Genomic DNA, 13,325 nt, shown 5'->3' with positions numbered 1-13,325 from the left:
AAAAATCCGGGGAATTCCCCCGGATTTTTTGCATGTTATCTAGCTATAAACTCTTGAACCCAAACGCCGTTGTAGTGGCTGACACCGATCGTCGTATAGTTCGGGCTTAAAATATTTTGACGGTGACCGGAGCTGTTCATCCAAGCGTTCATCACTTCTTGGGGCGTGCGCTGTCCTTTAGCAATGTTTTCGCCCGCGTACGTATAACGGATTCCATACAGGTTCATCATATTGAATGGGGAACCGTACGACGGAGACGTGTGGCTGAAATAATTGTTGTTGTACATGTCCTTCGCTTTATCGAGCGCCATCACGGACAGCGCGCTATCTTGCGCGAGCGGCTTTAATCCCGCTTTGGCCCGTTCTTGATTTACGAGCGTGACGACTTGGCTTGCGTAGGACGAAGTTGCTGTAGTAACGCCGGTAGTCGGAATGTTTATACGTAAACCCGGCCAAATGTTGCTCGGGTTAGAAATTTGCGGGTTCGCCTTAATGAGCGAAGAGAGGCTGACTCCGTACTTTTGGGAAATTTTCCACATCGTATCGTTATAAGATACGGTGTACGATGTCGCAGCGGACGCAGCCGTGGCACCTGCCAGCATGCTGACGGCAAGAGCTCCGATCAAAACAGACTTCTTAAACGTGAACCGCATGAAATATCTCTCCTTTATACGGCCTGCGAGGTTAGCTGACGGATTCGGGTCAAAGAGCAATCACCCGGCCGCTTTCGCGGCTTCACCCCAAAAATAATGTTTTCCCCCGCGCTTTTGTCAAAGCTTCGGCCTTTATTTTTTAACGTGAATCATTGTAACACTTAAAGTTTGATAGGGGGCAATGTAATGTTTGCCATGCGTACTAGGTTCGTAGAAATCAGTGAAAAAGATGGAAAAAAAGAAAGGGAAATGGTATAAGATAGGTAATAGTTTGATAGAGGCTTACGGAGGTGCGGCATGGAAAATTTTGTGAATGAAAATCAGTCGGTCCATGAGAGAAACCGTATGATCCTTAAAGACATCGAAGGCGAAGTCGTGAAACATATTTCTTTGCATGTCGAGCCTCCGGAAATCCATACCGCATTTTTGCATTTTGAAGGCTTTGTGCTTGAAGTATACTGCTCGATCGGCTCAGACTTGCTTACCTTGGAAATTGCGCCAAGAATACAAGACGAGATCGTTACGATCGCCTACGAGCCTTTGCATATATTTGAAGGCCGGCAAATCATTCAGGCGAGAACGATCGGAGAGCCGATGAACGGTTACGGATTCGAGTTAAGCTTCAAGGGGATGCTGGACAGGACGCTGCTCCTGCAGTCCGTATACGCCGGACATAAACCGGACGGATATGAGGATTGTTTGCGCATAGGCATCGGCCATTATTCGTTTCATATCGACGGGAGCGCCGCGCATTAGAAAGCATGGCGACTTCCTAGCCTTACACCATCTAACGCAAACCTTCATACCTTAGCAGTAACAGTGACGAACTGTTTGCCTAGGGAGAGGTAGGTGGGAGGGGATATGGCAGGCAAAAAAATACGAAGCAGAGACGTCCCGGCACATAATAAAAATCAGCTATATATGAAAATCGTAACCTCGGATACGTGCAGCGTGTGCAAACAGCAGTGTGCCAGAGGCATCCGGTATATGGAGCAGATGGAGCAGCCGGGAGCGGTCGGGAACGGAGTGCCGTGCATTTTGACGGCTTATAAGATGCATTCCTAGCAATAGCTAAGAAGAGGGTGTCCTAAGGGCATCCTCTTTTGCTATAATTAGTAATTAGTGTTTGCGAATCGAACAAATAGAGAGAGAGGAGCTATATGATGAAAAAGATTGCAATCGCAGGGGCGCTGCTGCTTCTGTTTTTCACCCATGCGACAGGTGCGTTTGCCTATCAATCTCGTTTAACGCCCTTTAAAGATGTGCCGCAGGGGAATTGGTCGGAAGAAAGCATCTACCTCCTGACCGCCGTCGGGGTGCTTTCGGGGTATCCCGACGGTACGCTGCGCCCGGATGCGTGGGTGTCCAGAGACGCTTTGATTAAGATGCTGACCGTATCGATGAATTTGGAAGCGTCGCCGGACGGCAAGCCGCCGATTCGGGATGTGGCTGAAACCGGCTGGGCGTATCCGTACGTTTCCGCAGCCTATCAGTACGGAATTATCGATAAGTTAATAGAAAACGACAAATTTTATCCGGCACAAACTATGACTCGCGAGGAAGTCGCCGTCGTGGCGGGGAGTTACTTGCTCAAGCAGCTTTCGCAGGAGGAGCAAGCGCAATGGATCGACGGCTGGGAGCAAGCGCAAAGCGGCGGGATGTTCGCCGATCATTCCTCCGTCAGGGAAGAGGTGCTGCCGCTCGTATACTTGACGAAGAAGCACGGGATCATGCAAGGCGACGCGGACGGCAAGCTCAGACCGAAGGAGCCGGTTTCCCGCAAAGAAGCGGCGGCCATCATTCGCAGGCTGATCGATACGAGAACCGAAGGGACCGATTTGGCGGTCAGCGGCTTTTACGCGTTTGACTCCTACCGAAACCTCGGTAGAACGGAGCTGCTGGACCAAATGATCACCGGTTGGTCGCACCTCGAATATAACGGCAGCGGCGCGGCCGAGGTCAATATGCAAACGACGGAATTCAAGCTTCCGTCCGCAGGCTGGGAAGAAGTGATCGAGACGGCTGACCGGCATAACGTCGAAAAGCTGCTCATGGTGTATTACGCGGACAACGACCTCGGATTATTTTTGCAGGATGAGCCGGCCATCGATTCGTTCCTGCGGTCGCTTTCCGCCGTCATGGACGATTCGCGCTTCGGATATTCCGGCGTGCTGATCGACTTTGAAGGGCTGAAAGAAGCGGAACGGAGCGGTGATTTCGTTCGGCTGCTGGAGAAAGTCAAGCAAACGGTCGGGGAACGCAAGCTGTCGGTCGCCGTGCAGCCGTCGTTCTGGTATAAAGGCTACGATTACAATCAGATCGGCGCCCTTGCCGACGAAGTCGTTCTGATGGCACACGATTTTACGGATTGGAAGAGCATGCTGCCTTCGGCGCCGCTGCCGCTCGTCGGCGAAACGGTTGCGGAAGCGGTGAAGCTCATACCGAAGGAAAAAATCATACTCGGCATCTCCAAGCAGGCCAATCAATGGATTCAATCCGCAGACGGAGCGGTAAAAACCGCGGGTCCGTCTCCCGATCTGGTCGAACAAAGGCTGTCGATGCCGGGGACGGAATCGTCATTCGCTTATCCGTATTTCTTAAACCGAATTACGTACACGGACGACGCGGCGAATCGGCACACGATATGGTACGAAGACTCGGAAAGCATTCGAATGAAGCTTTGGCTCGCGAAATATTTCGGCTTGAAGGGCGTTTCGCTCTGGAGGATGGGCACCGTTACGGAACAAGATTGGAGCATGATGAAAGAGGCAGTTGGAAATCCCGGTCAATGATCGGGATTTTTTTGTACGAATTGTTGCGCAAAAATTTTTCCTTAAAAATGTAAAACTTTTCCGCCGCCCCCTGCGTCTAAGTTCATGGTGTCAAAATAAAGAGGAGAGAGGAACCTTCAACAATGGCAATGAGAGCACAAAGGGTATGGATTTCGGCAGTATTGGCCGCAGCATTACTGATTTCATCGGTTTCGGGAGCGAGCGCCGCCGTTATCGGAACAACCGCGCACGTCATTCTGTATTTGGACAGCACGGATGCGTATGTGAACAACCAGCCCGTAACGCTGGAGGTTCCGGCCAAGGTGAAGGACGGGAGAACGTATCTTCCGGCCAAATTTTTGGGCGATTCTTTGGGGTTTGTAGTGGATTGGATTGCCGAAACCCGAACTGTCGTCATGGAGACGAAAAATTCGTACATCGAAATTAATCAGCAGGACAAACGTATTTTCGAGAACGGCACCGAAATTCCGTTCGATCAGTACGCCTGGTTTGTGGACGGGAAGCTGCTCGTTCAAATGGGCTGGATCGCGGACGCGATGGGAGCGAAATATCAATATTACGGAAACGAAAAAAAGGTTGAAATATCGTATTTGCAAATGCCGGTCGGAGGCGACAATTTGAATCCGTCAAAGCCGGTCGCGAAATATACGTTCCTGAAGCCGTCTTACCGAATCGGCGAGCCGGTGGAAACGATCGACCTGAGCTACGATCCCGACGGAGAAGGCTTGACCAAGAGCTGGAGCGGACTAAAGCCGGCGTACTTCCAAGCGGGAACGTACGAAGTGACCCTTACCGTAACGGATCGGAGCCAAAATGTCAGCGATCCGTTCAAGAAAACGATCACGATCACCGATGAGCTGTTTTTAACGGAGCAGGAGTATCCTTTTTATTATCAAAATACCGCCTCCTCGTTCACGACGAACCTGGATTTGCTGGCGCTGCCGCAGCTGCAAAATACGATTCGATATGACAGCAGCCGCAAGCTGCTTGTCAGCGACAGCCCGGAGCTGATTACGGAGACGGGAATTTTGTATCAAGATACTGTGAACGGCAAAGGCAGGCTGTATGCCAACCATCAAAACTTGATGGAGGAGAACGTCACGTTCGCCATTTTTGCGACGAATAATTCGGATCGGGACGTAAAAATCACGACGACGAATAAAGGCGAAGTAAATCCGTCGCCGCTGGCGAATTTAATGGGCCATATTGCCAGCGTAGATTTTTTGCTGGACGAAGATCCCGACGATTACCATACGGTAAAAGCGCATGATACGATCGTATACAAAATGTTCCCGCAATTTTTGCCGTCATTCGGCGTGAACACCTTCTACGATTTGGAGACGGACGGGGAGCTGACGTTCTCGTTCGTAGCGATGGGGAAGGACGATTCGCTGGAGACGTTCGAGCAAGGCGGTTATAACCGCTTGCCGTATGTCGATCATGTAAGAGGCACGTTCCCGACGTCGGACGTATACATCGACGGTAACGGAGGCGGAGCGCCGTTACTTGCGCCGGTTCGGCTATCCATAGGCGATGAACTGCTTGAGCCGTTCATCAAAGGTTATGACGTGTTCGAACAAAAAGAAGCGGTAAACAAAGGGAATTACGGGGTTACCTATCATTTTTCCATCCAAAATCCGGGCAAGATGGCAGTGCTGCTTCGTCCGAGAGGCGGAATTTTTAAAGGTCCGGTAAAGATCAACGGCCAACTCATTTTGGCCCCCGTCTCCGGAACGTTGTCCAAAGCTAGCGGCGTCTACCTGCTTAAGCGTACGACAGGAGAGGATGATCGATTGGATATCGAATTTACGCCGCCTGCAGGTTCGAATTTGCCGGTCGATTTGATCCTTTACCCGCTGAAGAGCTTGAAATAATTTCCCGACTTTAGTCCAGTTCCTTGCATATCGCAGGTCAGGGGACAACGATAAGCCGTTGCGTTATTCTATAATTACAAATTTTGTGAAGAATAACAGAAACGGCGGAGGAAATTTCTATGAAAAAGCAAACAGTATTCGGAGCGCTTCTCATTCTTTTGGGAGCATACCTATTCTTGAATCGGGGCGTGTCCATTGATGCGGGGACGATTATCGGACATATGTGGCCTACGATGTTTTTGCTGCCGCTCGGCGTGTTTTTCCACTGGATGTATTTCTCGGTAACGGACCGTAAAGGCGTCGGACTGCTCGTACCCGGCGGGATTGTTTTTACGGTGGGCGTCGTGTGTCAGATCGCCACCTGGTTCGACAGCTGGGGCTATATGTGGCCGGGCTTTATTATGGCGGTGGCAGTCGGATTGTTTGAGCTGTATTGGTTCGGCGGCAGACAAAAGGGCCTGCTCATTCCGATCGCGATTTTGTCCGTGCTTTCCGCGATGTTTTTTGCGGTCTTCTCGATCGGAGCGATATTCGGCAGCTTGTTCAATTCCCCGGTCGCGGCGATTATCCTGGTAGCGGCCGGATTGGCGGTGCTGTTGTTCGGCAACAAGAGCAAGGGCAACAAAGATTTTATGTAGTATGGAGAAAGAGGCTGACTCTGCAAGCGGGAAAAATCTGCATGCGGCGACAGCCTCTTTTTTGCTGAATCTAATAGGAGAGGGAGAAATGTTTATAGTATAATGAACAATTAATAACTTGTGAGAAAGGTGAGCTGATTTTGTCCGATGAATTGAAGTCATGCTGTTCGGCAGGCAGAAGCGAAATAACCGGGAGGAATGCCGAGTCGTCCTTATCTTCGGAAGGCGTCATTCCGAAGATGGTGTACATACCGGGCGGCGAATTTATTATGGGCACGGACAGCGCCGAAGGCTTCCCGTCGGACGGGGAAGGGCCGCCGCGCCAAGTAACTGTCGACTCGTTCTATATGTCGCCGTATGCGGTGACGAATGCCGAATTTAAAGCTTTTGTCGATGCGACCGGTTACGTGACAGAGGCGGAGCGATTCGGCTGGTCGTATGTTTTTCATCTGTTCGTATCCGAAACGGTAAGCGGCGCCGTCGAGCAAGTACCGCAAAGCACGCCATGGTGGTATGTCGTACGCGGAGCATATTGGGCAAAGCCGGAAGGACCGGACAGCGGCATTGCGGACCGTATGGACCATCCCGTCGTTCATATTTCTTGGAACGATGCGGCCGCTTTTTGCCGGTGGAGCGGAACGCGGCTCCCGACGGAAGCGGAGTGGGAATACGCCGCCAGAGGCGGGCTTGAACGGAAGCGGTACCCGTGGGGAGATTTGCTTAAACCGGACGGCAAGCACCGCTGCAACATATGGCAAGGAAAGTTTCCGGTCAAAAACCACGCCTCCGACGGATACCAGGGTACGGCTCCGGTTCGCGCCTATGAGCCGAACGGCTACGGTTTATACAATATGTCGGGCAACGTATGGGAATGGTGCGAGGATTGGTTTACGCCGCAATACCATACGGCGACGCCGTCGGTAAACCCGAAATTTGACAGACCTACCGGCGTCCGGTCTATGAGAGGCGGCTCCTATTTGTGCCACGATTCCTATTGCAACCGGTATCGCGTTGCCGCCCGAAATAAAAATACGCCCGACAGCTCCTCGGGAAATTGCGGCTTCCGAGTCGCTGCCGACCGTATTTGAATGCTAGAGCCGAACGGCCGTTGATTTGGACATGGCCGTAATTTCCTCGGCCGTCACTTCCCGATCGAGCGCGTTCGATAAATATATGCCTTCGCTGATCAGCATCGTTTGCAGCGCAATGTCCGCGGTCGGCAGCAGCTCGACCCGGCCTTGCAGCGCGGCGATCCAGTGATGCTGGGAGGAGTCGTACGCGTCCGTATTTTCCCTCAGCTGGTGCCAGCGATAATTCGCGGCGTTTAAATCGAACGTGGCGTCCATATCCATGTCGCTTACATTCGTATGGAAGCTGAACGGGGTTTGCACTCCGTTCGCATTGCCGGAAAGGCGAATGCCGCCTTTGCTGCCCGCTATGCTGCTTCCCTCGAAGCCGTTCAAATGGATCGCCCACGCTTCGATAATATCCAGCGTCAGCCCGTGCTCGAACCGGACAAAGCCGACGCCGAGCTCTTCAACGTCAAAGCCGGAAATTTCCCGCCGCGCCGCGTCCATATCGACCTCTTGATACGTTTTTCCCGTGACGCTTTTTACTTTCGGCAGGTCGAGCAAATACAGCAGCTGAGATATCCGGTAGACGCCCATATCGAACATCGCGCCTCCTCCGGCGGTCGACTTTCGGTTGAAATCCTTCGTCCCGTAGCCGTCGACGAACGGGCGTCCGCGCCGCCTGTGACCGGTGGATCGTGCATGATACGGCTTTCCGAGCCGGCCGTCATCGATCAAAGCTTTCGCGGCTTTCGTTTCCAACGTGTAAAGGTAGCCCAGCTGAATATGAAGCTTGTTGCCGGTTTCCTTGGCCGCATCCAGCATCGTTTTCCCGTCATGGTACGAGCCTGCGATCGGCTTTTCGCAATACACATGCTTGCCGGCTTCAAGCGCTGCAATCGTGAACGGCGCATGGAGATTGTTGTGAAGGCACACATCGACCGCATCGAGATCGTCGCGCTTCAGCATCTCCCGGAAATCCGTGTATGTATGCGGGATGTTGTACTTTTCGGCGGCAAGCTTGAGCTCCTGCTCGTTCAAATCGCAAGCCGCCACCACCTCGGCGCCGTCGATTTTCGAATACTTTTCCAGATGGTCTTTGCCGATAATGCCGACCCCGATGATGCCGATTCGTATTTTGTTCATGTTCCCTTCCCTCCGTTATATTTGAATGTAAGCGCTTCATGTGCTGTAAGTATATAATATGTCTATTTGCGCTCTATTAAAATAAGAAAAACCGAAAAACGGCACGATTTGCCAAATATTTTTTACACGGTGCTGCCGGAAGTCTATGACTGAGCAAGCGCATTGTGCTTACCGCTCTCGAAAGGTAATATGAGTTCATCACGGGAAAATGAAGGAACAGGTGCATAGCGATGATCATGAATGAGAAAATCAAAGCGTCCGAGGTATGGCTTACAGGTGTGGACGGCGAGGACTTGGGCGTCGTGCCGACGAAAGAAGCGCTGGCGATGGCCAAACAGCTAAAGGTGGATCTCGTCTGCACGTCGTTAATGAGCAGCCCGCCGCCGTGCAAGCTGATCGGCGCAGGGGCGGCCAAGGATGAGAAGAGACAGGCGGATAAGAAAAGCAGGCAGCCGAAGCTGAAGGAGATCCGGTTGACCCCGCAGATCGAAGAACACGACTACGAAACCAAAAAGCTTCAAGCCGAACGCATTCTTGCATCCGGGGACGCGGTGCAGCTCGTCGTGAAGGTTCAAGGAAAAGAGGGGGCGAAGGCGAAGGAGCTGCTTGAGCGCTTGGTGAAGGAGCTGAGCGGCGCCGGCCGCAAGCAATCCGGCATTCAGCTAAGCGGCAAGCAAGCGGCGGTTCAGCTTGACCCGATATAAAAGATACTTTCGCTTAAGGAGATGGAGAGAGGATGAACGAGGTTGTCATCGGAACGGAGCGGCAATTCGAACAGCTGCCTGCCGAGGTGCAAATTGAACGCGGCTACTATTATTTGATTAAAGACAATGAAGACAGCTACCGGTTGGTTTCCCGCTTTTGCCCGCATGCGGGGTTCTTGGTGGAGGCGGAGGGGGACGAGTTTTATTGTCCGATGCACGGCTGGGCTTTCGATCTAAAAACAGGAGCGTGCTTGAACGTTTCCGATCGGGGACTTCGCATGTATGAGGTGTACGTTCGGGATGGCGAGCTGGTTGCTTTAATATAGAGGATAGAAGTTTTGTTTTTGCCTACTAGACATGGCGAGCTCAAACCAATACGATATAGGTAAACGATTACACATCAACTGTTGGACGGGGTGGCGCTGTGGGAGAGCGAGCGATATTTCTGGATGAAGAGCTTCAATCATTTGCCAAAAGGATTTCCTGCGGAAGCATCGGTCCGGCTGGGGCGAAGGCGGAATGTCAGCGGTTACATAAAAATATGTGGAAAGTGTCTTTGACGTTCGAGCTGGATCGACCGGCAGAGCAGGACGACTGGAGGGTGGAGCTGGAGCCTGCGTTTGTGCCGACGTTTCATTGGGCGCCGCACTTGACGCCGACGGACGATCACATCATCGATCAGCACAGCTTTCGTTCGCCGGCTTTAATCGCGAAAGACGATCGACAGCTGCTGATTTTGATTCCGGATTTGGATGTCATGCTCGGCGGCACACCGGTTCGGTGGTATTTGGATCTTGACGCTTCAAAGAACGTAATGACGCTCGGGATGAGCGAATACGAAGTAAAGGAACATGTCCTATATCGAAGAAAACCGGGAGCGGCATACCCGGCGGGCGACGTGCGCGTCGGGTTTTATCTCATGGCGTATGACGATGCGCAGACGCTGAAAAATCCTTGGCGGCCGGTGTTATCTTTCCTTTGGGAACGATGGGGGTCGCCGCTGTTTCGCAGCGGCGCGCCGCTGGATGTGCCTTTTATGAATTTGGTGAGGCACACGTACCGCTGGGCGTTCGAGACTTGGGGCGAGGCCGTGTGGCAGCAATTTAAACTGGACGGCAAAGAGGTCGGCGCGGCCGCCTTCATCGTGAACGTGACGCAAAGTCCGAACTACCCCGGGCTTGTGAACGAGCGGGAGTTTCGTTCGATATGGAACCAAGCGTGGTTCAGCTCGCTGCGCTCCGCTCACGGGATATTCCGGTACGGCTTGGAAACGAACGATCAGGCCATACTCCGCAGAGCGGCGCTCACGAAAGAGCTTGCGTTAGCCGCTCCGCAACGAGACGGGATATTTCCGACGGTGATCGCAACGGAGATGGAATCCATAACGGTCGACGGCACGACGGTGAACCGCTCCAAAGGATGGGAAACCGCCTTCTGGGGAAATTCCAACCGGAATCCGGCGCGTCCGTGGCAATCCGTCAAAGGCGCTCCGTACCATGTGCTCGATATGAGCTGGACCGCGCTATGGATGCTTCGGTGGTACGAGGAGCTGGAGAGGGACGAAAGATTGCTGGATTACGCTTGCCGCTATGCCGACGCGTTAATCCGGCTTCAGGACGACAAGGGGTATTTTCCGGCATGGCTCGATTACGACACGCTTCGGCCGCTCGGCATACTGGACGACTCTCCGGAAACCGCGGTTTCCGTAACGTTCCTGCTTAAGCTTTCAAGCTTAAAGGGCGGTTCTAATCCGTATAAAGCCGCGTCATTACGGGCGGCGGACATTCTCATCGATGAGATCGTCCTTACGGGCCGCTGGGAAGATTTCGAAACGTACTGGTCGTGCTCGGCGTACGGCAATACGGAATATGTCGGCCGCAAGTTTGCGCGCAACAATATGTACAAGCAATGCAACTTCTCGGTGTTCTGGTGCGCCGAAGCGTTCCTTGCGTGCTTCCGGGAAACCGGGGAGAACAAGTACTTATCGGCCGGCGAGCGCTGCATGGACGAACTTCTGATGTCGCAAGCCTCCTGGCAGCCGCCGTACATTCATGTGAACGCGCTGGGCGGCTTCGGCGTCATGAATTGCGACGGGGAATGGAACGACGCACGCCAAAGCTTGTTTGCGGAAATCATTTTGGAGTATGGAAAAGAGCTGAACCGGACCGAATATATCGAGCGCGGGCTCGCCGCGCTGCGCTGCGCGTTCGTCATGATGTACTGCCCGGAAAACCCGCGAACGAAAGAGCAGTGGGAGAAGGCGCATCCGTTCTTTAACGAAAAGGACTACGGCTTTATGATGGAAAATTACGGCCACTCGGGAGAGGTAAACGACGAAGGGCTCGGGATCGGCGAGTTTACGATATTCGATTGGGGCAACGGCGCAGCGGCGGAAAGCTATTTGCGGATCAAAGCCCATCATAGGGAGCTGCTTGCACGGTACGGGATGCAGTCATAGCGAAAATAGCTTCGGCGGAACTTCAGCAGTTCCGCCGGAGCTTTAATTAAGTTGCTTCGTTAAACTTAAACCAAAGGCATTTCCGTCAAACGCAAATTCGTGCAGCCGTAAGGGATCAGCGTCAATTGCTCCTCTTCCTCCGATACCCACTGCATGCGCGGGGCGGGTGCGGCGCAGCCGTTCACGAGCTCCCAGTCGACTTTCCGGCCCTTGACCCGCGCGACGATCGGTGCGCCTTCGGGCGAGAACACCCCGCGATCCCCGACCGGCCGTTCCTCGAACATAATATCCTTCTCCGGCTCGTCTTTACGAATTGCCAGCCCGTAATTCCACGGCGTCGTCGGGTATATCTCATAATCGCAATGCGGATGCTCGCGCCCCGGAACGTCGCAATTCGTCTGCTCCCAGCGTTCGCCGATCGGCAAAGAATAGACGAGCGGACCGCGCGTGACGGCCGCGAGTGCGTTCGGACGCGGAATGACGGCCGTCTTCATCGGGAGACGAAGCGTAAACGACGTCGTTCCGCTCCACAGGTTCGTAATCCGGTGGTAGCCCCCCGGCGTTACCGGAACTTGCCGGCCCCCGACGATCAGAACGGCCTCCTCGGTCGTCCACTCCGGAATGCGCAGCGACAATGTAAATTCGACCTCGCGATCCGTCTCCACCGTAAACTGAAGCGTCTCTCTGAACGGATACAGCGTATCCAGCGCCGCGCGCACACGCGCGCCGTTGATTTCCGTGGTCGCCTCGCACGGAGCGTAGACGGCCGCCGCAAGCCCGTCCTCGCTGCGGAGGAAGGTCGAAAGCGCGAGCTTCGGCCAAGGCTGGCTTAAGTTTGCGGTACAGCAGCCGAAATTCGGCTCCAAGCCGAACAGGTGGGACTCGCCGCTATTCGTATTGAAAATAGGCTCCTGCTGACGGCTGCACTGCACTTGATTAATTTGCTGATCGTATTGATGGCTCCACATATCGGGGCTGAACGTCGCCGGCAAAGCATTGTAAGCTATTTTTTCCAAGCGGTCGCCCCAAGAAGCCTGATCGGTGTATTCCATCAGATGCTCGAGGGAATACATATATTCCGCGACGGCGCAAAGCTCCGTCCCTTGAACGGGGCTGGTACCCGCCAAACATTCATCCCCGGTAAACACGCCCGTCACCATTCCGTGGTATCGGTCCAGCAGCTCCACCATAGCCTTCGCGCTGTCCAGATGCTCCTGCTCGCCCGTCATACGCCAAAGCAGCGCGCCGGACTTAAGCATCATCGCATTATTGACGACGTGGCTCATAAAGCTCCAGCGCCCTTTGCCGTCCGGCTTGCGATAAGGCCAATGTTTAAAAAACGAAATCCAGTCGAAGCCTTGCGCTTGTAGCTTCGAGGCGAGGTGGAGCAGCCATTCGCCGCCGGTCCGCTCGTACAGCCACCAAATCGGAATCAATGCCTCGAACCATCGGAACTGTCCCCAGTTAAACAGCGACGTTCCGTCGATATGGCGGTCAAGGGCAATGAATCCCTTTCTGACAACCTCTTCAATTCTGTCATCGCCGGTCGCTTCATAATAAACGACGAGCACTTTCAGCACGAGAATATGCGCCCACATATCGTATTGGTGTCTGGGCCCGGTGTCGGGACAAATCCATCCGTCCTCGCCCTGATGCTCGATCATATAGTCTATGTAACGCTGAGCGCGCTTTTTTAAATCGGGGTCATCGAGCAGCCATGCCAAAGGAATGAAGCCGTCCAGCCAGTAAGGAACTCTTTCCCAGCCTTCTGCGGCTCCTCCGATCCAGCGGCTGTCTTTAATATCCGGCCAAAACCGGTCGAGGTTTCCGGACAGCCCGGCAGCCTGCGTCTTTAATTGCTCCAAGAGCCAACCGCGCGGTTTGATTTCGTTCACCGTCATATGTCTGAACAAAGGGGAGCGGAGCTTGGTCTGTATCATGAGCACGCAACCTTTCTTTTTTTGGATACAAGTTTTATTTACACAATTCA

The 13,325-nt window shown here is 53.3% G+C and carries 12 protein-coding genes and 1 riboswitch; of the genes, 9 read left to right on the top strand and 3 right to left on the bottom strand.

Going from position 1 to position 13,325, the window contains the following annotated elements; all coding sequences use genetic code 11:
• Window positions 1-35 precede the first annotated feature (35 nt).
• The gene (safA, locus tag PT964_RS00450) at window positions 36-653 is read right to left on the bottom strand and encodes a SafA/ExsA family spore coat assembly protein (RefSeq protein WP_274361331.1); all 618 of its coding nucleotides are present in this window, start codon (window positions 651-653) and stop codon (window positions 36-38) included.
• 5 nt (window positions 654-658) lie between these two features.
• Window positions 659-794: riboswitch (cyclic di-AMP (ydaO/yuaA leader) on the bottom strand.
• Window positions 795-950: 156 nt separating this feature from the next.
• On the opposite strand from safA, the gene PT964_RS00445 reads away from it, so the two are divergent.
• The 6 genes from PT964_RS00445 (at window position 951) to PT964_RS00420 (ending at window position 7,045) form a co-directional block, all read left to right on the top strand.
• Window positions 951-1,409, top strand: coding sequence for a hypothetical protein (locus PT964_RS00445; protein WP_274361330.1), 459 nt, complete (start codon window positions 951-953; stop codon window positions 1,407-1,409).
• 105 nt (window positions 1,410-1,514) lie between these two features.
• Window positions 1,515-1,718 (top strand): hypothetical protein, encoded by a 204-nt coding sequence (locus tag PT964_RS00440; RefSeq protein WP_274361329.1) that lies wholly within the window; start codon window positions 1,515-1,517, stop codon window positions 1,716-1,718.
• A 98-nt stretch (window positions 1,719-1,816) separates the two neighbouring features.
• Entirely contained in the window at window positions 1,817-3,445 is a 1,629-nt protein-coding gene (locus tag PT964_RS00435) for an S-layer homology domain-containing protein (RefSeq protein WP_274361328.1), read from the top strand.
• Window positions 3,446-3,567: 122 nt separating this feature from the next.
• The gene (locus PT964_RS00430; RefSeq protein WP_274361327.1) at window positions 3,568-5,319 is read left to right on the top strand and encodes a stalk domain-containing protein; all 1,752 of its coding nucleotides are present in this window, start codon (window positions 3,568-3,570) and stop codon (window positions 5,317-5,319) included.
• 119 nt (window positions 5,320-5,438) lie between these two features.
• Window positions 5,439-5,957: a hypothetical protein gene (locus tag PT964_RS00425; protein WP_274361326.1), complete on the top strand. Its 519-nt coding sequence runs from the start codon at window positions 5,439-5,441 to the stop codon at window positions 5,955-5,957.
• Window positions 5,958-6,196: 239 nt separating this feature from the next.
• Window positions 6,197-7,045 (top strand): formylglycine-generating enzyme family protein, encoded by an 849-nt coding sequence (locus PT964_RS00420; protein WP_482194164.1) that lies wholly within the window; start codon window positions 6,197-6,199, stop codon window positions 7,043-7,045.
• Window positions 7,046-7,048: 3 nt separating this feature from the next.
• On the opposite strand, the gene PT964_RS00415 is transcribed toward PT964_RS00420, so the two are convergent.
• The gene (locus PT964_RS00415) at window positions 7,049-8,173 is read right to left on the bottom strand and encodes a Gfo/Idh/MocA family protein (RefSeq protein WP_274361325.1); all 1,125 of its coding nucleotides are present in this window, start codon (window positions 8,171-8,173) and stop codon (window positions 7,049-7,051) included.
• Between the two features lie 230 nt (window positions 8,174-8,403).
• Between PT964_RS00415 and infC the strand changes: the two genes are divergently transcribed.
• The 3 genes from infC (at window position 8,404) to PT964_RS00400 (ending at window position 11,335) form a co-directional block, all read left to right on the top strand.
• Window positions 8,404-8,877, top strand: coding sequence for a translation initiation factor IF-3 (infC, locus tag PT964_RS00410; protein ID WP_274361324.1), 474 nt, complete (start codon window positions 8,404-8,406; stop codon window positions 8,875-8,877).
• Window positions 8,878-8,909: 32 nt separating this feature from the next.
• Window positions 8,910-9,203 carry a Rieske (2Fe-2S) protein gene (locus PT964_RS00405; RefSeq protein WP_274361323.1) on the top strand — a complete coding sequence of 98 codons (294 nt, stop codon included), beginning with the start codon at window positions 8,910-8,912 and terminating at the stop codon, window positions 9,201-9,203.
• Window positions 9,204-9,301: 98 nt separating this feature from the next.
• The gene (locus tag PT964_RS00400; protein ID WP_274361322.1) at window positions 9,302-11,335 is read left to right on the top strand and encodes a hypothetical protein; all 2,034 of its coding nucleotides are present in this window, start codon (window positions 9,302-9,304) and stop codon (window positions 11,333-11,335) included.
• 65 nt (window positions 11,336-11,400) lie between these two features.
• Here the strand turns inward: PT964_RS00400 and PT964_RS00395 are convergent, their stop codons facing one another.
• Window positions 11,401-13,275, bottom strand: coding sequence for a beta-L-arabinofuranosidase domain-containing protein (locus tag PT964_RS00395; protein WP_274361321.1), 1,875 nt, complete (start codon window positions 13,273-13,275; stop codon window positions 11,401-11,403).
• Window positions 13,276-13,325: the final 50 nt, after the last annotated feature.

This window comes from Paenibacillus thermotolerans, assembly GCF_028745515.1.
GTDB lineage: Bacteria > Bacillota > Bacilli > Paenibacillales > YIM-B00363 > Paenibacillus_AE > Paenibacillus_AE thermotolerans.
This window is presented reverse-complemented; position numbering and strand designations above follow the sequence as displayed.